This window comes from Ruegeria sp. YTSA226 (assembly GCF_059609905.1).
The window spans coordinates 430336-454314 of the sequence record NZ_JBXWMQ010000001.1 but is presented as its reverse complement, the minus strand read 5'-3'; the positions used below and the strand labels follow the sequence as shown (position 1 = coordinate 454314).

Below are 23979 nucleotides of genomic sequence, written 5' to 3'. Positions count from 1 at the left end.
AGTTTCCTATCGTTCAGAAAAGGTACGTTCATGACCCCCCTTCCCACTTCCATGTTTGCGATCGTTCAAACTCATCATGGGTATTCGGGCAAAGCCACTGGTCCCAGCATCCAAAATGCGTCTGATTGGCTGGCCGAAACGGAAATGCCTGTGCCCGAGCCGGGCGCAGGACAGGTTCTGATCCGCCTGAGGGCATCATCGGTTAATCCGTCCGACCTGCATTTTATCAAGGGTGAATACGGGCAGCCTAGGGTAAAGGGGTCTCCGGCCGGGTTTGAGGGATGTGGAGACGTCGTCGCCACCGGTGCCGGTGCCGAGGGTTTGCAGGGACAGCGCGTGGCATTCATGGCCACTCATTCCGGTGCCTGGGCCGAGTACGCTCTGACCGATGCACAAATGTGTATTCCACTGCGCCCGGATATCTCGGATGACGATGGGTCAGCACAGATTGTGAACCCGATGACGGCCATGGCGATGGTCGATCTGGCGCGTCAGGCCGGAGATGCTTTTATCGTATCTGCCGCAACCAGTCAGTTGGGCAAGCTTATGTGCAGCCTCGGTCGCGATCTTGGGCTTAAGCCGATTGCGATCGTGAGACGCGCTGAGACCGTTGCTGCATTGAAAGAGCTGGGCGCGCATGAGGTGCTGGTGACATCAGACCCCGACATGCTGCAGAAATTTTCAGCGCTTAGCAAAGAGCTTAAACCTCGGGTCTTTCTGGATGCCGTCGCCGACCAGATTTCCGAACAGATTTTCTGTGCGATGCCGAATGGTGCGCGCTGGGTGTGTTATGGCAAGCTCAGCCCTGAACTGCCCAAACTAACGCAGACGGGACAGCTCATCTTTATGGGTAAGAAAATCGAAGGGTTTTGGCTGACACAATGGATGACAGCGACGCCTCGCGAAGATGTGGTACGTGTCGTTGCCGAGGTTCAGGCACGCTTTGCGGACGGGCGTTGGAAAACAGATGTTTCTGAAAAGCTTACATTAAAAAATGTTATGTCCGGGCTGGTTGATGCACTGCAAAAGAGTGACGGAAAGGTAATTATCACGCCATAGTAGTACAAACCCCGGGCTAAGGAGGAGGCCTGGGATCTAAATGAACCCGGAGCAACCGGTATAGGGAGGTGAGTTTGGATAATGCGCAGCTGCTGATTAGCGGGCTGGCGAATGGCTGTGTCTATGGGCTGATCGCGCTCGGATTTGTTCTGATTTACAAGGCGACCGAGGCAGTGAATTTCGCACAGGGTGATCTCATGATGCTGGGCGCCTTTGTTACCATCGGGCTTACAAATGCCGAATATATGGGGCTGCCTTTTTGGCTGGCCTTGCCGATCTCGTTGGGGATCATGGGCGTGCTGGGGTACTTGCTGGACCGGTTGATCATTCGGCGACTTTTCGGGGAAAGCCAGACGGCTGTGGTCATTCTGACCATCGCCCTGGGCTTTGTAATCCGATTTGTCGCTGGTCTGATTTGGGGGCACGAACCGCAGACGCTGCAGAATCCACTGGCCGGAAAAGAAGCGCGTTTTGGTGGCCTTGTACTGGGGATGGAGGACGTGGCGGTTATTGTCGTTACCGTTCTGCTGACCTGGGGGCTGTACCAGTTCTTCAGTCGTACCAAGCTTGGGCTTGCAATGCAGGGTGCCTCACAAAATCAGCTGGCGGCCTATTATATGGGAATCCCGGTAAAACGTGTGCAGGGTTTCATCTGGGCGTTGGCCGGCGTGGTTGCGGGTATCGCAGGCATTTTGTTTGCCGCCAAAGGATCCGTGGACCCGGCAACCGGACTTCTGGGCATTAAGGCCTTCGCCGCTGCGGTCATTGGCGGATTCGGAAGTTTACCTGGAGCATTGGCCGGAGGTTTGATCGTTGGCGTAATCGAACCGTTTGCCAGTCGCTATATCGCTGCTGGGTACAGTCAGATTGCACCTTATGCACTGTTGTTGGCTGTCCTGATCTTTCGCCCCAATGGGCTGTTCAGCCAAGTTAGGGTCAAAAAGGTTTAAGCCATGCGGATCATTTTCAAGACCAGTTACATGCAAGATATCCGGCCTTGGAAAGACCGGTATCAACTGAGCCTATACCTGATCCTTCTAGGCGTCGTGATCGCCGCTCCGTGGTGGTTGGACGCATTCTATCTGGGTGAGCTGACAAATGTTCTGATCTGGGCGATTGCAGGTCTTGGGTTGATGATACTGACCGGCCATACCGGACAGGTCAGCCTTGGGCATGCGGCTTTTCTGGCCTTTGGGTGCTATGCGAATATCATCTTGATTGAGGCAGGCTTGCCATTCCTGCTGGCCTTCCCGATCGCCGGTATCCTGACCGGGATAGCAGGGGTGACCGTTGCTATCCCGGCCCTGCGCCTTCACGGTATCTACCTGGCAATCTTTACCATGGCCCTGTCGATCCTGATGGATGACGTGATTGTCCTGGCCGAGCCGATCACCGGCGGGGTCGCCGGTAAATATATCGGCGGGGTCGAGATATTTGGATTCATGGTCGATCGCTGGGCTACGCCGGTCCAATTCTTCTGGCTGGTGCTTGCAGTCGCGGTTCTGGTCACTCTGGGCTATATTAACCTGCTGCGCGCACCGCTTGGGCGCAGTTTCATCGCCGTGCGAGATTCTGAGGTCTCGGCCCAGGCGATGGGTGTTGATATTGCGCAGACCAAGATGATTTCATTTGCCCTGTCCTGCGCCGTGACCGGCTGGGCAGGTGCTCTGATGGGGATGTTCTCGGGCGCGTTCAATAACGAGACATTCAGTGTCCTAATCTCAATTCAGTTGCTGATGATGATCGTGATCGGTGGTCTGGGCTCAATCCACGGGGCATTCCTGGGCGCTGTCGTCATAGGGTTTCTGCCGCAATTTTTGTCGATCGCAAAAGAGTATGTCGGCGCAGTTTTCGGGGGCAGCACCGTCGCAATTCCGGGATTGGAATTTGGTATCTTCGGCATGATCCTGATCGCCTTTATCCTGTTTGAACCCATGGGGATGTATGGACGTTGGCTGAAGATCCGGACATGGTTCGAACTGTTTCCCTTCTATCGCAAGGACATGTTCAAACGTCAGAAATCCTATCTCAAGACGGAGCGTCTGAGATGAGCCTGCTTGAATTTAAGAATGTCACCTTGAAATTTGGTGGCGTGACGGCTGTGAACGACCTGTCCTTTTCGGTCGAAGACGGCGAGGTTTTTGCCATAGTCGGCCCCAACGGCGCGGGTAAATCGACCGTTTTCAATCTGATCTCGCGCTTTTATGAACCAATAGAGGGTTCAATCCGGTATGACGGGCATGACTTGCTGCAGGTGAAACCGTCAGGCGTTGCAGCATTTGGTGTTGCGCGGACGTTTCAGAATATCGAACTGTTCGAACACGCCACTGTTCTGCAGAACCTGCTGGTCGGGCGTCATCGGCACCGCAAGACAAAACTTTTATCCGAGGTGCTGTTTCTGCCGTCGGCCCGGCGGCAAGAGATCGAAAACCGTGAAAATGTGGAAGAGATCATAGATTTTCTTGATCTACAGGCCTATCGCGACAAGATGATATCCGGCCTGCCTTACGGTGTGCGCAAAGTGGTTGAAGTTGCCCGCGCCCTGGCCACCGATCCCAAGGTGTTACTGCTGGATGAACCGGCCTCGGGGCTGTCGGTCGAGGAAACGACCGATATGCGCTGGTGGATAGATGATATCCGGCGGCAGATGGGGATTACGGTGCTGATGGTCGAACATGACATGGCTTTGGTCTCGGGCGTCTCGGATCGGGTCCTTGCAATGGCGGATGGGGCAATGCTCGCACTGGGAACCCCTGCGCAGGTACAGTCACACCCGGCAGTGGTTGAGGCCTATCTAGGGAAAGTGTCATGAGCGATCCGATCCTGACCATTCGCAATGTCGAAAGTTTTTACGGGCCAATCATGGCAATCCGGGGCGTGTCGCTGGATGTGCATCCGGGTAAAATCGTGTCGATCCTTGGGGCTAATGGGGCCGGCAAGACTACATTGATGAAAACCGTGTCCGGCGTAATGGACCCAGAAAAGGGCAAGATCAGCTTTGACGGGGTCGAAATTCAAGGGGCCGAGCCACATAAAGTTGTGCAGAAAGGCGTCGTCCACGTACCCGAAGGGCGCGAAGTATTCCCCCTTTTGACCGTGGATGAGAACCTGAGTCTCGGGGCCTATACCTCGTCGGACCGGGGGCAAATTGATCATGATCGCGATCTGGTTTTTTCATACTTCCCGATCCTGAAAGAACGCCGCAATCAAGAGGCGGGGACCTTATCCGGAGGCCAACAACAGATGTTGGCAATCGGGAGGGGATTGATGGCAAATCCAAGGATAATGTTACTGGACGAGCCCTCGCTGGGCCTGTCTCCTTTGCTTGTGCAAGAGATTTTCGGAATCCTGAAGCGCCTGAATGATGAACAGAACATGACGATGATGCTGGTTGAACAGAACGCCAATGCTGCGCTGGAACTGGCCCATCACGGCTATGTCATGGAGGTTGGGCGCATTGTCATGGATGGCGCTGCGGATGAACTGATGCGGTCAGAAGATATCCAGAATTTCTATCTGGGCGTGCAGGAAGAAGGTGCGCGTGAAAACCGCCGCTGGAAACGCAAGAAGACGTGGAGGTGAGCAGCATGAATATAAGCACCCTGCCCTCTCAGATCATGATCAACGGTGTTCAGTACAACGCAAATCCCGGTCAGCGACCTGTCTATGTAGATGAATGCACAACCATCGGGCAACTATTTCAAAAGCGTTGTGCCAATTTGGGCGCGCGTACGGCGCATCGTGAAAAGGATTTCGGTATCTGGAAATCCTATTCCTGGACGGATTACTGGCAGCACGCGAAATGGATAGGCCTCGCCCTGCAAAAGCTGGGCTTGAAACGCGGTGAGGTCGTATCGATCCTGTCCGAAGACCGAAAAGAATGGGCCTGGTTCGATATGGGCATTCAGGGCGTCGGGGGGATCGCCTCGGGCATCTACACGACGGATTCGGCCGCGCAACTGAAATATCTGATCAATGACAGTGACAGCCGTTTTCTGGTGGTCGAAAATGAAGAGCAGTTGGACAAGTTTCTTGAGGTCGAAAACGATCTTCCCAATCTTTTGAAGGTCATCATCCTCGAGGATGAAGGCCTGCATGATCTGGACCATGACCGCTGCATGATGATCAGCGATCTTTATGAGCTAGGTCAGCAAACCGAGCGTGAAGAGCCGAACCGCTTTGACGCAGAAATCGCGCTTGCATCCCCGCAGGATACCGCCCTTCTTGTCTATACGTCCGGCACGACCGGCATGCCAAAAGGCGCAATGCTGAGCCACGAGAACATCCTGGCCGCAATCGAAGCCGGCGCCCATTCCTTGCCCGCGTTGGAAACAGATGAACAGCTGTGCTTTTTGCCGCTCTGCCACATCCTCGAGCGTGATGTTTCCATATATTTCCCGCTGGCAACGAAATCTGTCGTCAACTTTGCCGAAAGCCCCGAGACTGTTTTCGCAAATCTGCAAGAGGTTTCTCCTTCGACGTTTACGGCGGTCCCGCGTGTATGGGAAAAGATCTATTCTCAGGTTCAGATCATGGCCCAGGATGCAACCTCGACCGGGCGCGCGGCCTTTGGAATGGCGGTAAAGGCGGGTCTGGCACGTGCCGAATATATCCTGGCGGGCAAGCCGCTCCCGGCCAGTGTTGCCGCGCAGTACTGGCTTTGGGACCGTTTGGTTCTGCGTAACCTGCGCCGGATGCTGGGGTTGGACAATATGCGGCGCGGTGGAAGCGGTGCCGCTCCGATTTCGGCGGACTTGCTGAAATGGTACTGGGCCATTGGTGTACCTCTGGTCGAAGGTTTTGGTATGACCGAAACATCGGGCCTGGCGACATTGAATACACTTGGAAACAACAGGATCGGAACCATTGGAAAGGCTGTGCCCGTTAATGACGTCCGTATTTCCGAAGGTGGAGAGATTCAGCTTAAAGGGTTGAACATCTTTCAGGGTTACTGGCGAAACAACGCCAAAACAGCCGAGACTTTCACTGCCGATGGTTGGTTGCGTACTGGTGATATGGGCCAGATCGACCAAGACGGTTTCGTGACCATTACGGGTCGCCTCAAAGATCTTATCATCACGGCGGGCGGCAAAAATATCGCCCCGGCCGAGATTGAAAGCCGTCTCAAGTTCAGCCCCTTTATCTCGGACGCAGTTGTAATTGGCGATAAGCGCAAGTTCCTGACTGCACTAATCATGATAGATCAGGAAAACGTGGAGAAATTTGCGCAGGATCGAAAGGTCCCCTTCTCGAATTTCGCCTCTCTTTGTGCCTCCGCCGAGGTTCGGGACCAGATCAAAGACGAAGTGGGGGCCGCAAACAAGGATTTCGCACGGGTTGAGCAGATCAAGGATTTCCGCCTGATAGATGTTCTGCTGACGGCAGATGATGACGAACTGACGGCCACAATGAAGCTCAAGCGCAGCTTTGTAGAAAAGAAACACGAACATCTTATTGAAGACATGTACAATTAGACAAAACGTTATCCAAAGGGAGGATTATAATGAGGAATCTGATTAAACGGCTGTCCGCTGCCACAGTTTTGACGGCTGTCGCGACACTCTCCAGCGCTCAGACACAGGGTGTTACGGATGATGAGATTGTAATTGGCTCGGTCAATGATCTGAGCGGTATCTTCGCCGCTGTTGGTGTCCCAGCCACCAAAGGCGCCAATGTAGTGTTCGACCGCGTGAACGCTGCAGGTGGTGTTCACGGTCGGACTATCCGTTTTGTGGTTGAGGATAATGGCTATCAGATGCCGCGCGCGATGCAGGGCTACAACAAGTTGCTGAACCGCGACAAGGTGTTTGCGATGTTGCAATCTCTGGGTACGCCGATGAACCTGGCCGGATTCAAACTGCTGGATCCCAAGGGCATTCCGAATGTCGCGCCTTTGACGTCGTCGCAGAAAATGCTGCAAGAACCAGTGCGCAACAAATTCACGTCCTTTTCCACCTATTTCGATCAGGCGCGTGTCGGCGTGAACTATCTGGCCAGCGAATTCGGATCGCAAACAGTCTGCACCATGTATCTGCCCACCGATTTCGGCGAGGAGATTCTGGAAGGCAGCAAGGCGGGTGCCGAAGAGGCTGGGATCGGTTTTGGCACAGAAACCACCCACAAGCCCGATGAGACCGATTTCGTGGGCTCTCTGAGCAAGCTCAGAGATGAAGGCTGCGACATCGTCACCATGGCCCTTGGGGTTCGGCAGGCGATCACTGTGGTTGGCACCGCCAAAAAGATGGGTCTAACGGATATGAAATTCTTGGGAACATCAGCCAGCTTCCTGACCGTCGTTGCCCAGGTGCCGGGTGGCGTGACGGATGGTTTTTATGCCGCCGCCTCATGGCTGGACTTGTGGGCCCGCGCGGACCAACCGGCCCCTGCAGCCTTCATCGAAGAGTATAAGGCTGCAACAGGCGAAGATCCCGTTGGATTTGCGATGTTGGGCTATTCCGCGGCTGAAATGATGGTTAAGGCGCTGGAAACTGCCGGCCCCGATCTGACTCATGACAGTTTTATCGCTGCGATGGAGACACTCGACTACAACGACGAACTGGTTGGAAACCACATCTCGTTTTCGCCGGACGACCACCAAGGTGCCGATACGGTGTTTGTGAGCGTTGTTGAAAACGGTGCTTGGAAGCTGGTCCACGAAGAGTAACGACTGAAAAACAGAGTTTGATCAGCATTCAGGCGTTAGAAACCATGAGCCGTCCGTTCCAATACGGACGGCTTTTTCATTTTGTTTTGAGCTATCCACCTGCGGATAATTGGTTCCAATGCAAAACCGCTATAGTTAAGCCAAATGGAAAAAACTCGAATCGAAAATCTGTTGTCGTTGAAAGATCGTAAGATCATCGCGCAGGGTAATCGGCAATTTGTCTATCAACACCCTGATCTGCCGGACACTCTGCTGAAGATCCCGCAACCTCAGACGATAGATGACGAAGCTCATCTTGTGACGGATACCTGGTTTGATCGGATGTTTCGACGCTCGACGGCGTTCAAAGGATTTCTGCGCGAGTTTCACGAGTCGTTTGATCTTATGGTGCGTCACCAGAAATCCGCTGCTCCTATCCCCGTATGTGAGGTGCGAGGTGTGGTTCAGACGGACCTGGGTCTGGCGCTTATGTACGAGCGGATTTCCGAGCCTGACGGACAGCTATCGCCCAGCCTTATTGGCTTGGTCCAAAGCCGTCGCCTTAAGCCGCATCACTTGGATTCGTTGAACGCGCATTTTGACATTTTGGTTAAAGAGAACGTTTTGGTCAGTAACCAGAACCCTGGCAACATCGTCTATCAGACGCTGGCCGACGGCTCAGGACGATGGGTCTGGATAGACAGTTTCGGAAATAAGCAGGCGATCCCAGTTCGCAGGTGGTTCCCAAGCCTGAACAAACGAAAGATCGACCAGACTCGGCAGAAATTCCTTGCTTTGGCTCAACAGGCTTTAGGACGTGAAACGGACTGACAAATCCGTGTTGGAGTGACTTTCTTTTCGTCTCACGCTTGACGTGTGCGGGCTGTTAATCTCAACATTCAGAAATGTGTTTTGTGCGTCCTCGTCATTACCATGAAAACGGGACCAATTCAGTAAATGGTATTCTAGGTAGTTAGATAAAAAATGCGGTCAAAAATTCTGAACTTTCTGATCATCGTGATGATCTCTGCAACGCTTCTTGCTGGTGTGGAGCTGGGCATCCGTTGGCTGTCACCACAAGGCGTTCTGACAACATATCCAGAGGGTGGTCCACTTGGATTGAAGGACCCGGTCGTCGGGCATACGAACAGGCCAAACACTGTCGTCGCCATCAATGCACCAGAGTTCACGGTCGAGTATAAAGTCGACGAAAACGGGTTTCGTGAAACGCGTTTTCCAGCCAATGCCGCAGACGATGGAAGCACCATCAAGATCCTGCTGCTGGGGGATTCATTTACCTTCGGCGCTTCAAACGAGCTGGGCGATATCTGGCCTGAACTTTTGGCCCAGAAATTCCTGGATGAAGGCATGTCTGTGCAGCTGATCAACGCAGGCGTGCCGGGATATAACACATCTCAACAGGCGCTGTATCTTGAGCGGTTAAGCGAAAAATATAACCCCGATATTGTGCTGGTGACCTTTCTTCCCAACGATATGTTTGCAAATGAGCCTATTCGGACCGTTGATGGCGTTGATGTCGCTTACAGCGATGTCAGCTCGGTTGTGGGGTCCGGGAATATCAAGAAATCCTCGCTGCACTCGGTCACGATGTTAAAGCGAATGCTGATGGCCAACGATCAGAGCTATACCCAACTGTACCTGATGACGCCGCGAAAGGCGTTTTTCACCACCCCGATGAGCGAGCTGTTTCAGGCCAAAGTCGAGACGACAAAGCAGGTGTTTACCCGCATGGCCACCTTCACGCAGTCGCAGGGATCCGAGCTTGTGGTCGTGTCTGTCCCACAGTTGTTTCAGGTTCTCCAGGCCGCAAAAACATCTTCTGATCCCGAGGTTGATCCCGGCCTACCCGACCGCCTGATGGAGGGTGTGGTGGCCGAGCAAGGATTTCAGTGGCACGAAGCGTTGCCCTACCTCACCGAAGAATACAGCTCCACAGGTAAAGATCTGTATTTCAGATACGATGGTCATCTGAATGCCGACGGCAACAGGGTTCTGTCTGATTTCATGTTCCAGATTCTGGCCCCGCTGATCGAAACCAAAGCAGCTGGCTGAGTTCGAAAACAGATTCGGCAAACCAAATCCCAATCAACAAAAGAAAAACGGCCGCAACATTGTGCGGCCGTTTGAAACAGTCTTGAAGGTTCGTGCCAGCGATTAACGCTTGGAGAACTGGAACGAACGACGCGCTTTGCGCTTACCGTATTTCTTACGTTCCACAACGCGGCTGTCGCGGGTCAGGAAACCAGCGGCTTTCAGTGCGCCACGCAGCGACGGATCGTACAGTTGCAGCGCTTTCGAGACGCCGTGCTTGACCGCACCGGCCTGACCGGTCAGGCCACCGCCTTTGACGGTTGCAACAACGTCGAACTCACCTTCTACGCCGGCAACCTGAAACGGCTGGCGCAGGATCAGCTGCAGAACGGGGCGTGCAAAGTACACGTCCTGGTCTTTGCCGTTCACGGTGACCTTACCGGAACCCGGCTTGATCCAAACGCGGGCAACAGCGTCTTTACGCTTGCCGGTGGCATAGGCACGACCCAGTTCGTCGCGTACGGGTTCACGCACGATGACTTCTTCGGCCACAACTTCAACGCCTGCTACGGCGCTCAGCTCTTCGAGAGTATTGATCTGATCGGCCATGGTCATTAGCTCCGGGTGTTTTTCTTGTTCATGGATGCAACATCCAGAACTTCGGGCGCTTGCGCCTCATGGGGATGCTCGGCACCGGCATAAACACGCAGGTTGGTCATAACCTGACGCGATAGGCGGTTGCCCGGCAGCATGCGCTTGACCGCCTGGGTCACGACGCGCTCGGGGTATTTGCCCTCGAGGATCTGCTGCTTGGTGCGCGACTTGATGCCGCCCGGGTGGCCAGTGTGCCAGTAGAAGTTCTCTTCGCGCTTCTTGCCGGTCATCTGGATTTTGTCAGCGTTGATCACGATGACATTGTCGCCCATGTCCATGTTCGGGGTGAACGACGCTTTGTGCTTGCCACGCAGACGCATGGCGACGATCGAAGCAAGACGGCCCAGAACAACGCCCTCGGCGTCGATCAGGATCCATTTCTTGTCGATGTCTGCAGGTGTTGCAGAAAAGGTTTTCATGGCAGGATAGTCCTGTTTGATGTGAAAGACCGCCCCCATACGGAGCGGTCCGAATTCGATGGATGGGGTTTAAACCCACGCGAAAGGCGGGTCAATACACGCAAATCAGTTTTAACTTAGCAAAAACAATGTATTACAAAATAGGTATTATTTTACCCCATGTTTTTGCCAATCTTTTTCCGTCAATACCCAACGCATCCACTGCCCAGCCCCGGTACCAAGAACAAGTTGCCGGGTATCAACGTACCGCGCCCCAAGTTTCGCGGTCCCTTTTTGTGATCGCAAGTTGGTTGGGTCGATATGAAACCAGACCTCATCAAGTTCGCCGAACACCTGATTTACCATCAGCGATTTGATCGTCCGATTGCTGGCTCCGCCCCAGTGATCACGGGTGATAAAGCTGTATCCGATGCCGATGCCCCCGGGAACTTCGGGAGGCTCATAATAGCGAGAGCACCCTATGACCCGGCCTGTCGCCTCTTCGCGTACTGTCACTGACCCACCTGCGCTCAACAGAAAATCGAAATAAGGGGCGAAAACTTCTTTCTGATGGCGGGATTTGGCGGGATGCCCGGCCCAAATCAACGGATCGCTGGCTGCAAGGTGCAGGTCTTCGAAGTCACTTTTGAGCATCGGTGTGACGACAAATCCCCTGCCCCGCATTTCCCGAATATCCATTAAGCGTCCCCTTACACCGAAATCTGTTCGGGTGGATTATCCAGCAGACGCCTGAGACGCTGCATTGCGTCCTCGAATTGATCCAACGATACATGCCCGTTCATGGCAATGCGCACCGCATTGGGCGCGCGCCCGTCACGCAAAGCAAACTCATCGGCAGACCGCAGTTGAATTCCCTCTCGCTCGGCTGCGCGGCTGAACGCAGCCGCTCGCCAACCAGAAGGCAAGTTCAGCCAGACAAAAGGTACATCTGAGGCCCAGTTCAGGTCGAACCCACCCAGGGCGTTTACGGCCACGCGCACATATTCCCCCATCCGGGTCCGGACATCTTTTGCGATTTGGCGCGTCCGCGGATCAGACAACATCAGCCGCGCCAGTTCGGCAAGCGGCTGAGCAAGGCCAAAATAGCCATATTCCGCTGAACGGCGCAGATCAACGCTGCGCTCGCGCGGCGCTATGGCAAACCCGACACGCAGTGCGGGCGTCAAAATCTTCGAGATCGACGACACATGCCATCCCCTTTCCGGCGCCAGGGCGCGATAGCTGGGCGCTCTTGCATCACCCATGCGGTAGCAGTCGTCCTCGATTATCTGGACGCCAAACCGCCGCGCGATTTCCACAACTTCTTTGCGGCGTTCCAGTGGTGTATGTGAGCCGGTCGGATTTTGAACCTCGGGTGAGACACATATGGCCTGCGCCGCCGACTGGCGAAGGACATGCTCCATAGCGTTGGGATCCACGCCCCATTTGTCCATCTTTACGCCAATGACCTCTGCACGCATCAACTCACCGGCGCGTCGGAACCCTGCGTATGACAGATCTTCGACCAGAACAATCGGCTTTGGTCCACGTAATATTGTCTGAAATACAAGGCAAAGACCGTTTTGTCCGCCGTGGGTCAGAACGATATCGTCCTGCGAAATTGGTCCCAATGGCAAATCGGAAAGCCAATCTACAACAGCCTGTCGCATAGGTTTATACGCATCGCGGGTTGGATAGTTCATAAACAGGCGTGGATCGGATTGTGCCACTTTCTGCATACATTCGCGGATCAGGGCCACCTGCCCCATATCGGCAAGCCTCGGGCTGAACAGGCTGACATTGGCTTCATATTTGTCATCTCTGAGATGAAGTTGCCGAGCCCAGACATCATCGAGCAGAGGCGCCTTGGGCGGGGCCACAAATGTACCACGTCCTACTTCGGCGCTGAGCAGACCTTCATCTGTGAGTATCGTATAGGCGCGCGCAACGGTGCCCGGTGTGATTTGTAACCTATAGGCAAGTTCCCGCACCGGCGGCAGCTTTGTACCGACTTCCAAAAGATTGTTATCTATAGCTTTTCGAATTGTATCGGCGACCAGTGTATATTTTGGCCCTTTGGATTTAGGCAGTGACTCTGGCCAAATTGTATCCATTACAATTCTTCCTTTGATTGCAGCACAATTCTGAATGTATCAATTGTTCATACCGAACATATTACGTTTGTGTCAATACAATTTGAAAGGAACCCCAAGATGACACGCGCAATGCACAACCCCGCCCTGATAGCGCTTAACGACAGCCCCCGGCTGCCGCTGATTGCCGCACTGGCCGTGCGGTTTGCGGCGACGGTCACAAAATGGGAGCGGCAACGCCGCAGCCGAATTAACTTGTCCAATCTCGATGACAGGCTGCTGAAGGATGTGGGCCTGACTAATTACCAGGCCAGACGAGAGATCGAACGCCCTTTTTGGCAGGGCTAGGTAATCCCCAGTCCCTATATGGGACCTCTTCCTTGGCCGGGTTTATCCCGGCCATTTTTTCACCCAAAAGCTGCCGCAGCTGACCCCTCTGGTGGTAAAGAATAGGTCATCGTTGCGCGAGCGACGGGTTTGTCTGACCCTTCCGAAAATATTAGAACGTCACCTACGGCAAGGGTTTTTCCTAGCTTCAGCAAGGTGCAGCGCGCAATCAAATCTGCATTTCCATCCGGTTTACGCATGAAGTCCATTGAACAACCAGTAGTCACGGCCAGAGATTGCTGGCCCCTGCGCGCCAGGATCAGTGCGTAAACGCTTACATCAGCTAATCCAAACATAGACGGCCCCGAGACGGTCCCACCGGGGCGCAAATGACGATCGCCAACGGCAAGTCTCATGACGATGGACTCTTCGGTCAGATCCTGGACCGAATAATCCTGACTGACCTGGGGGAAGATTTGGCTCATATAATCCTCCAGTTCCTCCCGATTCATTGCCAATGACATACTTCCCCTCCTGGATTTGCCGACCTAGAGTTGGCCTCACATCAGATCGGAGGGCAAGATGGGAATTCTGGAACGAAATGACGCAGACGCCGTAGCTAGGCTTACAATGAATGCGCCAGACCGACTCAACGCCCTAAGTGACGAAATGCTGGCTGCGCTGCAGACTGAACTTGATACTCTGCGCGAAGACAGTTCCATCCGGGCGGTGATCCTTTCTGGTAAAGGCAAAGCTTTTTGTGCGGGTCATGATCTGAAACAAATGACAGCTGGGCGCCAATCTGAAGACGGCGGCAAAGCCTATTTCCAGGACCTTTTCAATCGCTGTGCGAAAATGATGCTTTCGATTCAGTCGCTTCCGCAGCCGGTTATTGCCCAGGTGCACGGCATTGCTACGGCGGCCGGATGCCAGTTGGTTGCAACCTGCGATCTTGCTGTAGCTGCCGAAGGGACGCGGTTTGGCGTAAACGGTGTGAATATCGGGCTGTTCTGTTCGACTCCAATGGTTGCTCTTAGCCGAAACATTCCACGCAAACACGCCTTCGAGATGTTGACGACCGGAGATTTCATTCCGGCGTCACGAGCTGCTGAGCTGGGTCTTGTCAATCGCGTGGTGCCAGGAATGCTGTTGGAGCATGAGGCTGTTTCACTGGCGGAGCAGCTTGCCTCCAAACTGGGATCTGCCGTGAAAGTCGGAAAACAGGCCTTCTACCGCCAGTTGGATATGCCATTGGATCAGGCCTATTCCTATACCGGCGAGGTAATGGCTCAGAATATGATGCATCGGGATACCGAAGAAGGAATATCTGCATTTATCGGGAAAAGAGATCCAAATTGGAGCCAATAAGGAATTTGTCATGCATATTTTTCCGCAATGTCGCCATTTTTGGACTTTTCAAATGGGCGTTACTGTGGCAATGCTGAGACGAGGCTAAGGCCTTGAACACTTTTTGGGTCGCCGTGGGCGGAAGGTCCCTCCGAGCTGGTTTCTCTCACTGGCGCAGACATTCCCGCATCGGCGACCCCAAAAATCCCTTGAAAACATGATTTCCCGTGCGCCATCGCTGCTGTGTTGCGTTGTGATCTTCTGTGCCCTATGTGGCAGCTTATGACACAGAAATTGCATATCGTGGGCGGCGGCATGGCCGGGTCCGAGGCCGCATGGCAGGCGGCGGAAATGGGCGTTGAGGTCGTGATTCACGAAATGCGCCCAAAAGTCGGAACTTTTGCGCATCAGACCGGCAACTTGGCCGAGATGGTCTGCTCGAACTCATTCCGGTCGGATGATGACGAACAGAACGCCGTTGGACTGCTGCATTGGGAAATGCGCGAGGCCGAAGGGTTGATCTTGAAGACGGCAGATGCGCACCGACTGCCGGCCGGGGGCGCATTGGCTGTGGATCGCGATCCGTTTGCGGAATCTGTGACGGCCAAGTTAAAGGCTCACCCCCTTGTCGAAATCACTGGCGAAGAAGTGACCGCCCTGCCCTCTGACGGCCAATGGATATTTGCCACCGGCCCTCTGACGTCTGCTGGATTGGGAGAAGCAATCCGCGCGGAAACCGGCGCCGAGTCGTTGGCGTTCTTTGATGCCATTGCACCAATCGTCTATGCAGACAGCATCGACATGAGCAAAGCTTGGATGCAATCTCGGTATGACAAGGGTGAGACCGAAGAAGAACGCACCGCTTACCTGAATTGTCCGATGGACCGAGAACAGTACGACGCCTTCATCGACGCCCTGCTGGCCGCGGACAAGACCGAGTTCCATGAAGGAGAGACCGCAGGCTATTTCGACGGTTGTCTTCCGATAGAGGTTATGTCCGAGCGCGGTCGTGAAACGTTGCGCCACGGACCGATGAAGCCGGTCGGCCTGACGAACCCGCATCAGCCCGAGGTAAAGCCTCACGCGGTGGTTCAACTGCGCCGAGATAACGCGCTAGGAACATTGTTCAACATTGTCGGCTTTCAGACCAAGATGAAATACGGAGCCCAAACCGATGTGTTTCGCATGATTCCGGGGTTGGAGAATGCCAGTTTTGCGCGGCTGGGCGGTATTCATCGCAATACGTTCATCAACTCTCCGACATTGCTGGATTCCCAGATGCGGCTGAAATCAAAGCCCAATATCAGGTTCGCTGGTCAGATTACCGGTGTCGAAGGCTATGTGGAAAGCGCCGCGATGGGTCTTTTGGCCGGACGTCTGGCTGCTGCCGAGATGTTGGGCCGTACCGTTCCCGAAGTTCCGCAGGACAGTGCCATGGGCGCTTTGATCCACCACATCACTGGCGGTGCCGAGGCAAAGACATTCCAGCCCATGAACGTGAATTTCGGTCTGTTCCGTCCTGTCGATGGGTTAAAAGGCGGTCGGCGTGGCCGAAAAGACCGCTACAAGGCCTATACTGACCGGGCCAAGGAAGAATGGACCAAGTGGTTGGCGCATTGGTGACTGGACGGGTCCGGCCCCGACGTCCTAACATATCGGTATGAGCGATAAATTCCTAAAGGATGTCTATGGGCTGGATTCGCCTCAGGCGACCAAAGCACATTATCAAAAATGGGCCTCGTCTTATGATGATGAGGTTGGGTCAAACGGTTATGCGACCCCGGGACGTATCGCCCGGGCTCTCTGGTCGCAATTACCTGAAACGAAAACCCCAATTCTGGACTATGGCTGCGGTACCGGTCTGTCGGGTGTCGCACTGAACGCGGTAGGATTTGAGGTCATCGACGGAATAGACCCCACCCCGCAGATGTTAGAGGGCGCTCTGACAAAGGGGGTTTATCGCAACCTAACCAGTTTCGACATCACAGATCCCAACCCTCTGCAAGCTGGCGCATATAAAGTAATCACAGCGATCGGAGTCATCGGCGTCGGCGCCGCACCGCCAGAGACACTGGATATGCTGATAAACGCATTGCCATCACACGGTCTTTTAGCTTTTTCTTATAATGATCATACGCTTGAAGATCACTGCTATACCGTTCGCCTAAGTGAGTGGCTGGATATGGGCGCAGCACGATTGCTGTTTCGGGAATATGGCCCGCACCTTCCGGGAATGGACATGAAGTCTGACGTTTATATTGTTGAAAAAGTGTGACTTTAGCAACCAGATTTGCCCCTTCGCCCACAGGACCACTGCATCTGGGCCACGCGTATTCGGCGATTTTGGCGCATGATTTTGCAAAGTCGAAGAATGGCCAGTTTTTGCTGAGGATCGAGGATATCGACCGATCTCGCTCGCGCCCGGAATGGGAAACTCAGATTTACGATGATTTGCATTGGCTTGGCCTGTCTTGGCCTGAACCGGTGCTGTGCCAATCCACGCGAACCGCAGTCTATGATGCCGTACTGGACGATCTGTGGTCGCGGGAGCTGCTGTACCCGTGCAGCTGCAACCGAAAAGACATCGCCAACGCGGCCAGCGCTCCCCAGGAAGGAGCCCCACTTCTTGGTCCGGACGGGATTATCTATCCGGGGACGTGTCGCACACGTTGGAAACAACAGGGTTCATCGGGTAAACCACGCCCTCTGGATGTTCCGTTGCGGTTGGATATGGCGACAGCTGTAAAACAAGCTAAAAGTCTGTTTCAGAACGATAATAACACCGCATCGTTTCAAGAGATTGGAGAAGGTCCAAGTGCTGAATCCGGCGGTGTCCGGTTCACACAGGCAGAGATGTTGGAAACGGTTGGGGATGTCGTTCTGTCGCGCCGGGATATGGGCACGTCGTATCACTTGTCGGTCGTTCTGGATGACGCTGCACAAAAAGTTACGCATGTAGTTCGCGGTCGGGATCTGTTCGAAGCCACACGTATCCACGTTCTGCTGCAGGCGTTGTTGAATTTGCCGACACCCATCTACCTGCATCACCGCCTGATACGCGATCAGGCCGGAAACCGACTGGCGAAGCGCGACGATGCGCGTGCCATTGCCAAGTTCCGCGAGGAAGGTGCGACGCCCGAAGATATTCGGGCGATGGTGGGGCTTTGACCAATCAGGTCATGGGGTGCATGATTTCGACCTCGTCCCCGTCTCTGACCGCTGTGTAGAAACAAGATCGACGGTTGGTGTGGCAGGCCGGGCCGGTCTGGCGCACAAGGACAAGCAGGCAATCCCGGTCGCAATCCACGCGGAGATCAACCAATTCCTGCACATGGCCCGAGCTTTCGCCCTTGATCCAGAATGACTGGCGCGAGCGGGACCAATAGGTAACGCGTCTGGTTTCAAGCGTCTTTTCAATGGCGCTCTGGTTCATCCAGGCCATCATCAATACCTCGCCCGTATTTTCGTCCTGAGCGATGGCTGGAATCAGCCCGGCCTCGTTGAATTTCAAACTCGATGCATCGAACGCGACTGAGGAAGACATGACAAAAACCTTTTGCATCCCGGTGGATGGCCACTATGTATTGGGAACATTCAACGAGGGAAAGCCATGTCCGGCGAGAATGACCTGATAAAGCTATACTCTGGCCGAATTCTGGCCCTTGCTGCTGACATCCCACACCTATGCCGGCTTGATGACGCTGACGCTACGGTGAAAAAACGCTCGCCCCTATGCGGGTCGACCATCACTGTTGATGTAAAAGTTCAGGATGGCAGAATTTCAGAGTTCGGTCAGGACGTGAAAGCCTGCGCCCTGGGACAGGCCTCTGCTTCGGTCGTTGGCGGAGCAATCGTCGGCACAACGCGTGCTCAGGTCGAAAAGGCGCGCGAGCAACTGTCCGCGATGCTGAAAAAGGATGGATCGGCACCCGAGGCCCCATTTGATGGGCTTGAGGTTTTGATGCCCGCTCGGGAATATAAGAACCGTCATGCCTCGATCCTGCTGGTTCTTGATGCAACCGCAGAGGCATTTGAACAGGCGGAACGTGCAAATTGCGCCTAAACATGGTTTTGACGGGCGAAACGTTATAGCCTTTCGGAATAAACGAAGGGAATTCCAGTTTTGAACGGTTTACTTGAGCATTTTGTCACGCTTTGGGTTGTTATTGATCCGATTGGAACAATCCCGGTCTTCATCGCTGTTACCGCAGGGCTTGGGGCCGCCGCACGCCGTAAGATGGCGCTTGTGGCCTCGCTTATAAGCGCCGGGATTCTATTGTTTTTCCTGGTCTTCGGGCAACTGCTGATCGAGGCGCTGGATATCGGCCTGAACTCTTTTCAAGTCGCTGGCGGCATTATCCTTTTCCTGTTCGCGCTGACCATGATTTTTGGCGAGCCCAAACAGGAAGTCGAGCAGCGCGCTGCCGAGGACGACATCAAAGACGAACTCCACAAACACAACCCAGCGATCTTTCCTCTTGCCGTCCCCTCGCTTGCCTCACCAGGTGCGATGCTGGCCATCGTCATCTTGACCGATAACAACAGGTACAGTGTTGCTGATCAGGGGATCACGGCTTTGGTCATGCTGTCGGTTGTTGCGATTGCCTTTGTCCTGATGTTGCTGGCCGAGCCGATCATTCGGCTGATCGGCCATTCAGGCGCCGCCATCATCAGCCGTGTCATGGGGATGATCCTGGCATCGGTCGCAGTGAACTCGGTTCTGTCGGCGTTGTTGGAAATTATGAAAACCGGTCAGCTCTAAAAAAAACCGCCGCACCTTTCGGGCGGAAAGGGCGGCGGCAGGTAATGCGTTTCTCATGTGGGGTCCGGATATCCGCGCGGGGCCGAGGCATGGCCCTTCAAGGGTATTGGGACAGGCAGGTCACCCTTGATTGAAATGGGGATGACAAGCGCGGCGTGATCGGCATGAGATCGCAGGCAGAAAGACTTAATACGTTCCGGGAAGATGAAGTGCGACCATAAGTATGACCACCAGTGCAACCGCACCTGCTGCGTCCTGCAGCAGCGTCGACTGGGAACGATTTAGGGTGGTCTTGATCTGGGTCAGCATATTGGTTCCTCCGGTCAGGGTTTTAATCCTTTGTTGACCTTTTGTTCTCATATTTTGCTGTCTTGGTAAAGAACTTTTTGAGAACATTTGTGAACTAATGTTCCTGTTTTCGTCTAACCAACTGATATCAAACGGATTGCCTGATCCTGTTTCATCAGCCACAAAAGAACACGAGCCGCCTTGCCCCTTTGCGTTTCAAGTTTGGCGTCCACGCCCAGCAGAGCCCTTGCGTCAGACTGCGCAACTGCCATCAAACCGGCCTGCCTTTCCAAATCGGCGATACGGAACTTCGGCAGACCTGACTGCGCAGTACCGATCAGATCGCCCGCTCCGCGCATTTGCAGGTCTGTCTCAGAGATTTTGAACCCGTCTTCGGTTTCGCGCAGAACTTCCAGCCTTTTGCGCCCCCCTTCGCCGAGGGGTGGCTGATACATCAGCAGACATGTCGAATCTGCCTCGCCTCGCCCAACACGACCGCGAAGCTGATGCAGCTGCGCCAGGCCAAAAATCTCGGCCCTTTCGATAACCATGATCGAGGCATTTGGAACATTCACGCCAACCTCGATTACCGTGGTCGCCACCAGAACTTTGGTTTGCCCCTGCTGAAATGCCTTCATCGCAGCGTCTTTGTCGGCGGGCGGCATTTGGCCGTGAACCAGCCCTACGACCCCGTCCCCCAAAATGGCACGCAGCCTTTTGAACCGTTCCTCGGCAGCGGTCAGATCCGATACTTCGGATTCATCGACAAGCGGGCAGACCCAATAGCACTGACGGCCCTCAGCAATAGCTTTTTGCAGATGCGAGACGACTTCTTGAATCCGTTCAGTGCTCACAACCGCTGTTTTGACAGGTTTTCGCCCCGGCGGCTTTTCATCAAGTACGGACACGTCCATGTCACCGTATTGAGTCAGGGCCAGACTGCGAGGGATCGGCGTTGCGGTCATGACCAGAACATCTGCTCCCTTGCCTTTTTCCGAAAGCTCCATGCGTTGACGGACCCCAAATCGGTGCTGTTCGTCGACGATTGCCAGCCGTAATTCCTGAAACGCGACATCGCTTTGAAATACGGCGTGAGTGCCCACCAAAATGTGAATATCCCCCCGTTGAAGCGCCAACAGCTTGGCACGCCGATCCGCCCCCTTGTCACGACCGGTCAGGATTTCCAGAACCACGCCCGCCTCTTCGGCGAGGGGGCGCAACCCTTCCAGATGCTGCTGAGCGAGAATCTCGGTTGGGGCCATCATGACGCCCTGCCCGCCCGCCTCGACCGCGACCAGTAGTGCCATGAACGCAACCAGAGTCTTGCCGGACCCAACATCCCCCTGAAGCAATCTGTTCATGCGCGTATCGGAGGCCATATCCCCTGCGATCTCTTGAATTGCGCGCTGTTGGGCGTTGGTGGGCTTGTATGGCAGGTTCGACAACACACGGGATTGCAGCTTGCCCGTACCAGCGCTGGCGATCCCCTTGACCCTGCGCTCTCGTTGGCGGGCCAATGCCAAGGTCAGTTGATGCGCGAACAGCTCATCATAGGCCAAACGCTCATGCGCTGGAGAAAAAGACGCTACATCATCCGCACCCTGCGGATTATGCGCTGCTTGTATAGCGCTCAGCCAGTCTGGCCAGTTCTCTTTTGCGACCTGCGCGGGATCAATCCATTCCGTCAATTCCGGCGAGAGTGCAACCGCGCTGCGCGCCGCCTTGAAGGCAGTTTTCTGGGTCAGCCCCTGGGTCAAATGATAGACAGGTTCAAACTCAGGGATATCCTTCGCATCCGCTGGCGGCAGCATGTGATCCGGGTGGACCATCTGAGCGATCCCGTCGAACAGCTCTAACTTGCCAGAAATCACCCTGCGCGCGCCCTGAGGGAGCACTTTTTGCAAGTAATCGCCGCGGGCATGAAAGAACACCAACTGAAATTCAGCCTGGCTGTCTTCAACATGGACACGATACGCACCGCCCTTGTTTCTAGGGGGGCGATGGATGCCAACGGTGACTTCTACGGTCAGCGTCGAGGGCAAATCGACGCCTTGAATGGTATCGCGCCTGCGCCGATCAATCACCGCATAAGGCAGCCCGAACAAGACGTCGCGCGGGGTCTCGACACCTGACTGCGCCAAGACCTGAGCCGTTTTCGGCCCCACGCCGTCAAGCGTTTCCAGCCGCGAAAACAGCGGGAACAGAGATTCGGGCCGACCACTCATTTGCCGTCGATCAGCTGCAACCAGCCATCTTCGTCGAGCGTCTCGATCCCAAGTTCAGCCGCCTTTTTCGCCTTTGATCCAGCACCCGGTCCTGCAACCAAAAGATCGGTTTTCTTGCTGACCGACCCCGACACTTTGGCGCCCAATGCCTCGGCACGAGCCTTGGCCTCGGCGCGGGTCATCTTTTCAAGCGTTCCCGTAAAAACCACGGTCTTCCCCGCAACAGGGCTGCCCGAGGTATCGGGCCGTTTCGCGTCTTGGACATCAAGCTGAGCCACAAGATCGTCGATACTCTGCCGTTCGGCAGGTTGGGCGAAGGCTGAAACCAATGCGCGGGCCATAACCTCACCAACACCGTCAACGTTCAGCAGTTCATCCCATTCTGACCCGGTCTGACTATGCGCTATGGTAACCGCTTTTTCCAGCTCATCCCATGATCCGTAATGCGTTGCGATTAGGTTCGACGCTGCCTCGCCGACATGTCGAATGCCCAGTGCAAACAGTAACCGACCCAGTGGAATAACTCGTTTTTCATCAATCGCTTGCCACAGATTGGTGGCGCTTTGCGCCCCCCATCCCTTGCGATTAGCCAGCCTGTTCAGGTTCGCACTATCTCGTTGTTTCAGAGTAAAAATATCAGCCGGGGTACGAACTGGCAGATCGGGATCATCATAGAACATCTCAATCTGCTTTGCTCCAAACCCTTCGATGTCAAAGGCCTTGCGTGAGACGAAATGCTTCAATTTCTCAACGGCTTGCGCAGGGCAGATAACGCCGCCGGTACAGCGACGGACCGCGTCACCTTCCTCGCGGATCGCATCGCTGTGACATTCAGGGCATTTTTCCGGGAAGATGAACTTTTCGGCATCATCCGGGCGTTTCGAAATGTCGACATCGGCAACCTTCGGGATCACATCGCCGGCGCGATAAACTTGAACCCAGTCGCCGATCCGAATGTCTTTGCCTTCGCGTATCTCGCCGCCTTTTGCGTCTTTACCAGAAATGTAATCTTCGTTGTGCAACGTTGCATTCGACACGACCACACCGCCGACAGTAACCGGATGCAGCCTGGCCACCGGGCTCAGCGCGCCGGTGCGGCCAACCTGAATGTCGATCGCTTCAAGACGGGTCCAGGCAAGCTCGGCCGGAAATTTATGCGCAATTGCCCAGCGGGGTGTGCTGGACCGGAACCCAAGCCGTGATTGCAGCGCAAGATCGTTTACCTTGTAGACCACACCATCAATGTCATATCCAAGCGTCGCGCGCTGCAGCTCGATGCTGCGATATTGATCCAGAATCTGCTTTGTATCCGCGCATAAACGGGTTAGCGGGTTGGTTGAAAATCCGAATTCCTTCAGGCGCTGTATGGCTTCGTATTGGGTGCTTGCCAGAGGCTCAGACAGTTCCCCCCAGGCATAAGCAAAAAACTTGAGGGGACGAGAACGGGTAATTGCGGAATCCAACTGACGAAGGGATCCTGCGGCGGCATTTCGCGGGTTGGCGAAGGTTTTTTCGCCTTTCTTGGACTGGCTCTCATTTAGACGATCAAAGTCGTCGTGAGACATATAGACCTCGCCACGAACCTCAAGGATGTCTGGCGCGCCGGTGATTACGTGTGGGATATCCGAAATAGTCAGCGCATTTGCGGTAACATTTTCCCCGACTTCTCCGTCTCCCCGCGTGGCCGCCTGGACAAGCCTACCCCTCTCATACCGAAGCGAAAGGGAGAGACCGTCGATCTTGGGCTCAGCCGTATAGCTCAAACCCGTCTCGTCATCCAACCCTAGATATTTTCGGACAGACCGATCGAAATCAGAGACGTCCTCGTCATGAAAAGCGTTGCCCAAAGACAGCATGCGCACGGCATGTGAAATCTTGGAGAACCCATCGGCAGGGCGGGCACCAACGATATCCGATGGGCTGTCAGATCGCTTGAGTTGCGGAAATCGCGACTCGATTTCTGAGTTTCTGAGTTTCAGCGCATCATAGTCGGCATCAGAAATCTCGGGGGCGTCTTTCTGGTGATACAATGCGTTCGCATGATGTAAAAGCCCAGCCAGCCGCGCCAGTTCATTGCGTGCCTGATCTTCCGTCAGGTCTGATACAGAAATGGAATTGCTCATGCCCTCGC

General features: G+C 54.5%; 25 protein-coding genes. 16 read left to right on the top strand and 9 right to left on the bottom strand.

Going from position 1 to position 23979, the window contains the following annotated elements; translation table 11 throughout:
* The first annotated feature begins 30 nt into the window (after positions 1 to 30).
* From AC2FFF_RS02280 to AC2FFF_RS02240, 9 genes are all read left to right on the top strand, one after another.
* Positions 31 to 1059 (top strand): zinc-binding dehydrogenase, encoded by a 1029-nt coding sequence (locus AC2FFF_RS02280; RefSeq protein WP_142633846.1) that lies wholly within the window; start codon positions 31 to 33, stop codon positions 1057 to 1059.
* 74 nt (positions 1060 to 1133) lie between these two features.
* Positions 1134 to 2009 carry a branched-chain amino acid ABC transporter permease gene (locus tag AC2FFF_RS02275; RefSeq protein ID WP_142633849.1) on the top strand — a complete coding sequence of 292 codons (876 nt, stop codon included), beginning with the start codon at positions 1134 to 1136 and terminating at the stop codon, positions 2007 to 2009.
* A gap of 3 nt (positions 2010 to 2012) precedes the next feature.
* Complete coding sequence (locus AC2FFF_RS02270; RefSeq protein ID WP_142633851.1) at positions 2013 to 3110, top strand: branched-chain amino acid ABC transporter permease; 1098 nt, start codon at positions 2013 to 2015, stop codon at positions 3108 to 3110.
* Positions 3107 to 3871 carry an ABC transporter ATP-binding protein gene (locus AC2FFF_RS02265; RefSeq protein WP_281972113.1) on the top strand — a complete coding sequence of 255 codons (765 nt, stop codon included), beginning with the start codon at positions 3107 to 3109 and terminating at the stop codon, positions 3869 to 3871. The genes AC2FFF_RS02270 and AC2FFF_RS02265 overlap by 4 nt, the downstream gene beginning before the upstream one ends.
* Positions 3868 to 4641 (top strand): ABC transporter ATP-binding protein, encoded by a 774-nt coding sequence (locus AC2FFF_RS02260; protein ID WP_281972114.1) that lies wholly within the window; start codon positions 3868 to 3870, stop codon positions 4639 to 4641. The genes AC2FFF_RS02265 and AC2FFF_RS02260 overlap by 4 nt, the downstream gene beginning before the upstream one ends.
* A 5-nt stretch (positions 4642 to 4646) precedes the next feature.
* On the top strand, positions 4647 to 6533 hold the full coding sequence (locus AC2FFF_RS02255; RefSeq protein ID WP_281972115.1) for an AMP-dependent synthetase/ligase: 1887 nt from the start codon (positions 4647 to 4649) through the stop codon (positions 6531 to 6533).
* Positions 6534 to 6562: 29 nt separating this feature from the next.
* The gene (locus tag AC2FFF_RS02250; RefSeq protein WP_142633859.1) at positions 6563 to 7723 is read left to right on the top strand and encodes an ABC transporter substrate-binding protein; all 1161 of its coding nucleotides are present in this window, start codon (positions 6563 to 6565) and stop codon (positions 7721 to 7723) included.
* A 144-nt stretch (positions 7724 to 7867) separates the two neighbouring features.
* Positions 7868 to 8533, top strand: a complete 666-nt coding sequence (locus AC2FFF_RS02245) for a YrbL family protein (RefSeq protein WP_271947077.1) — start codon at positions 7868 to 7870, stop codon at positions 8531 to 8533.
* 153 nt (positions 8534 to 8686) lie between these two features.
* Positions 8687 to 9775, top strand: coding sequence for an SGNH/GDSL hydrolase family protein (locus tag AC2FFF_RS02240; protein WP_281972116.1), 1089 nt, complete (start codon positions 8687 to 8689; stop codon positions 9773 to 9775).
* 102 nt (positions 9776 to 9877) lie between these two features.
* Here AC2FFF_RS02240 and rpsI read toward each other — a convergent pair whose 3' ends face one another.
* The 4 genes from rpsI to AC2FFF_RS02220 form a co-directional block, all read right to left on the bottom strand.
* Positions 9878 to 10363 carry a 30S ribosomal protein S9 gene (gene rpsI / locus AC2FFF_RS02235; RefSeq protein WP_271947073.1) on the bottom strand — a complete coding sequence of 162 codons (486 nt, stop codon included), beginning with the start codon at positions 10361 to 10363 and terminating at the stop codon, positions 9878 to 9880.
* Between the two features lie 5 nt (positions 10364 to 10368).
* Positions 10369 to 10827: a 50S ribosomal protein L13 gene (rplM, locus tag AC2FFF_RS02230; RefSeq protein WP_113790645.1), complete on the bottom strand. Its 459-nt coding sequence runs from the start codon at positions 10825 to 10827 to the stop codon at positions 10369 to 10371.
* Between the two features lie 147 nt (positions 10828 to 10974).
* Positions 10975 to 11505, bottom strand: a complete 531-nt coding sequence (locus AC2FFF_RS02225; protein WP_142633867.1) for a GNAT family N-acetyltransferase — start codon at positions 11503 to 11505, stop codon at positions 10975 to 10977.
* An 11-nt stretch (positions 11506 to 11516) separates the two neighbouring features.
* On the bottom strand, positions 11517 to 12920 hold the full coding sequence (locus AC2FFF_RS02220; protein ID WP_271947069.1) for an aminotransferase-like domain-containing protein: 1404 nt from the start codon (positions 12918 to 12920) through the stop codon (positions 11517 to 11519).
* A 99-nt stretch (positions 12921 to 13019) separates the two neighbouring features.
* On the opposite strand from AC2FFF_RS02220, the gene AC2FFF_RS02215 reads away from it, so the two are divergent.
* The gene (locus AC2FFF_RS02215; RefSeq protein WP_142633870.1) at positions 13020 to 13247 is read left to right on the top strand and encodes a DUF1127 domain-containing protein; all 228 of its coding nucleotides are present in this window, start codon (positions 13020 to 13022) and stop codon (positions 13245 to 13247) included.
* A 59-nt stretch (positions 13248 to 13306) separates the two neighbouring features.
* On the opposite strand, the gene AC2FFF_RS02210 is transcribed toward AC2FFF_RS02215, so the two are convergent.
* Positions 13307 to 13750: a PaaI family thioesterase gene (locus AC2FFF_RS02210; protein ID WP_142633872.1), complete on the bottom strand. Its 444-nt coding sequence runs from the start codon at positions 13748 to 13750 to the stop codon at positions 13307 to 13309.
* A 58-nt stretch (positions 13751 to 13808) separates the two neighbouring features.
* Here AC2FFF_RS02210 and AC2FFF_RS02205 point away from each other — a divergent pair, with 58 nt between their 5' ends.
* The 4 genes from AC2FFF_RS02205 (at position 13809) to gluQRS (ending at position 17741) form a co-directional block, all read left to right on the top strand.
* Positions 13809 to 14594 (top strand): enoyl-CoA hydratase, encoded by a 786-nt coding sequence (locus AC2FFF_RS02205; RefSeq protein ID WP_281972120.1) that lies wholly within the window; start codon positions 13809 to 13811, stop codon positions 14592 to 14594.
* 261 nt (positions 14595 to 14855) lie between these two features.
* On the top strand, positions 14856 to 16196 hold the full coding sequence (gene trmFO, locus AC2FFF_RS02200) for a methylenetetrahydrofolate--tRNA-(uracil(54)-C(5))-methyltransferase (FADH(2)-oxidizing) TrmFO (RefSeq protein WP_142633876.1): 1341 nt from the start codon (positions 14856 to 14858) through the stop codon (positions 16194 to 16196).
* 37 nt (positions 16197 to 16233) lie between these two features.
* The gene (locus AC2FFF_RS02195; protein ID WP_142633878.1) at positions 16234 to 16848 is read left to right on the top strand and encodes a class I SAM-dependent DNA methyltransferase; all 615 of its coding nucleotides are present in this window, start codon (positions 16234 to 16236) and stop codon (positions 16846 to 16848) included.
* Positions 16845 to 17741, top strand: a complete 897-nt coding sequence (gluQRS, locus tag AC2FFF_RS02190; RefSeq protein ID WP_496882821.1) for a tRNA glutamyl-Q(34) synthetase GluQRS — start codon at positions 16845 to 16847, stop codon at positions 17739 to 17741. The genes AC2FFF_RS02195 and gluQRS overlap by 4 nt, the downstream gene beginning before the upstream one ends.
* Before the next feature lie 4 nt (positions 17742 to 17745).
* Here the strand turns inward: gluQRS and hisI are convergent, their stop codons facing one another.
* Positions 17746 to 18135, bottom strand: coding sequence for a phosphoribosyl-AMP cyclohydrolase (gene hisI / locus AC2FFF_RS02185; RefSeq protein WP_281972122.1), 390 nt, complete (start codon positions 18133 to 18135; stop codon positions 17746 to 17748).
* Between the two features lie 48 nt (positions 18136 to 18183).
* On the opposite strand from hisI, the gene AC2FFF_RS02180 reads away from it, so the two are divergent.
* Entirely contained in the window at positions 18184 to 18636 is a 453-nt protein-coding gene (locus tag AC2FFF_RS02180; protein ID WP_281972123.1) for an iron-sulfur cluster assembly scaffold protein, read from the top strand.
* 60 nt (positions 18637 to 18696) lie between these two features.
* Positions 18697 to 19335 carry a MarC family protein gene (locus AC2FFF_RS02175; RefSeq protein ID WP_142633886.1) on the top strand — a complete coding sequence of 213 codons (639 nt, stop codon included), beginning with the start codon at positions 18697 to 18699 and terminating at the stop codon, positions 19333 to 19335.
* 186 nt (positions 19336 to 19521) lie between these two features.
* Here the strand turns inward: AC2FFF_RS02175 and AC2FFF_RS02170 are convergent, their stop codons facing one another.
* Genes AC2FFF_RS02170 through ligA form a run of 3 tightly spaced genes read right to left on the bottom strand, consistent with a single transcriptional unit; the run spans position 19522 to position 23971 of the window.
* Positions 19522 to 19806 (bottom strand): hypothetical protein, encoded by a 285-nt coding sequence (locus AC2FFF_RS02170; protein ID WP_281972409.1) that lies wholly within the window; start codon positions 19804 to 19806, stop codon positions 19522 to 19524.
* Complete coding sequence (recG, locus tag AC2FFF_RS02165) at positions 19758 to 21848, bottom strand: ATP-dependent DNA helicase RecG (protein ID WP_496750486.1); 2091 nt, start codon at positions 21846 to 21848, stop codon at positions 19758 to 19760. The genes AC2FFF_RS02170 and recG overlap by 49 nt, the downstream gene beginning before the upstream one ends.
* Positions 21845 to 23971, bottom strand: a complete 2127-nt coding sequence (gene ligA, locus AC2FFF_RS02160) for an NAD-dependent DNA ligase LigA (protein WP_496750488.1) — start codon at positions 23969 to 23971, stop codon at positions 21845 to 21847. The genes recG and ligA overlap by 4 nt, the downstream gene beginning before the upstream one ends.
* Positions 23972 to 23979 lie beyond the last annotated feature (8 nt).

Excerpts from the sequence above, each read along its gene's own strand:
- rplM (WP_113790645.1), bottom strand. The coding sequence starts at position 10,827 with ATGAAAACCTTTTCTGCAACACCTGCAGACATCGACAAGAAATGGATC.
- AC2FFF_RS02220 (WP_271947069.1), bottom strand. The coding sequence starts at position 12,920 with ATGGATACAATTTGGCCAGAGTCACTGCCTAAATCCAAAGGGCCAAAA.
- AC2FFF_RS02265 (WP_281972113.1), top strand. The coding sequence starts at position 3,107 with ATGAGCCTGCTTGAATTTAAGAATGTCACCTTGAAATTTGGTGGCGTG.
- hisI (WP_281972122.1), bottom strand. The coding sequence starts at position 18,135 with ATGCAAAAGGTTTTTGTCATGTCTTCCTCAGTCGCGTTCGATGCATCG.
- trmFO (WP_142633876.1), top strand. The coding sequence starts at position 14,856 with ATGACACAGAAATTGCATATCGTGGGCGGCGGCATGGCCGGGTCCGAG.
- AC2FFF_RS02260 (WP_281972114.1), top strand. The coding sequence starts at position 3,868 with ATGAGCGATCCGATCCTGACCATTCGCAATGTCGAAAGTTTTTACGGG.
- AC2FFF_RS02270 (WP_142633851.1), top strand. The coding sequence starts at position 2,013 with ATGCGGATCATTTTCAAGACCAGTTACATGCAAGATATCCGGCCTTGG.
- AC2FFF_RS02225 (WP_142633867.1), bottom strand. The coding sequence starts at position 11,505 with ATGGATATTCGGGAAATGCGGGGCAGGGGATTTGTCGTCACACCGATG.
- AC2FFF_RS02210 (WP_142633872.1), bottom strand. The coding sequence starts at position 13,750 with ATGTCATTGGCAATGAATCGGGAGGAACTGGAGGATTATATGAGCCAA.
- AC2FFF_RS02195 (WP_142633878.1), top strand. The coding sequence starts at position 16,234 with ATGAGCGATAAATTCCTAAAGGATGTCTATGGGCTGGATTCGCCTCAG.
- ligA (WP_496750488.1), bottom strand. The coding sequence starts at position 23,971 with ATGAGCAATTCCATTTCTGTATCAGACCTGACGGAAGATCAGGCACGC.
- AC2FFF_RS02245 (WP_271947077.1), top strand. The coding sequence starts at position 7,868 with ATGGAAAAAACTCGAATCGAAAATCTGTTGTCGTTGAAAGATCGTAAG.
- AC2FFF_RS02215 (WP_142633870.1), top strand. The coding sequence starts at position 13,020 with ATGACACGCGCAATGCACAACCCCGCCCTGATAGCGCTTAACGACAGC.
- AC2FFF_RS02205 (WP_281972120.1), top strand. The coding sequence starts at position 13,809 with ATGGGAATTCTGGAACGAAATGACGCAGACGCCGTAGCTAGGCTTACA.
- AC2FFF_RS02250 (WP_142633859.1), top strand. The coding sequence starts at position 6,563 with ATGAGGAATCTGATTAAACGGCTGTCCGCTGCCACAGTTTTGACGGCT.
- AC2FFF_RS02280 (WP_142633846.1), top strand. The coding sequence starts at position 31 with ATGACCCCCCTTCCCACTTCCATGTTTGCGATCGTTCAAACTCATCAT.
- recG (WP_496750486.1), bottom strand. The coding sequence starts at position 21,848 with ATGAGTGGTCGGCCCGAATCTCTGTTCCCGCTGTTTTCGCGGCTGGAA.
- AC2FFF_RS02180 (WP_281972123.1), top strand. The coding sequence starts at position 18,184 with ATGTCCGGCGAGAATGACCTGATAAAGCTATACTCTGGCCGAATTCTG.
- AC2FFF_RS02240 (WP_281972116.1), top strand. The coding sequence starts at position 8,687 with ATGCGGTCAAAAATTCTGAACTTTCTGATCATCGTGATGATCTCTGCA.
- AC2FFF_RS02255 (WP_281972115.1), top strand. The coding sequence starts at position 4,647 with ATGAATATAAGCACCCTGCCCTCTCAGATCATGATCAACGGTGTTCAG.
- rpsI (WP_271947073.1), bottom strand. The coding sequence starts at position 10,363 with ATGGCCGATCAGATCAATACTCTCGAAGAGCTGAGCGCCGTAGCAGGC.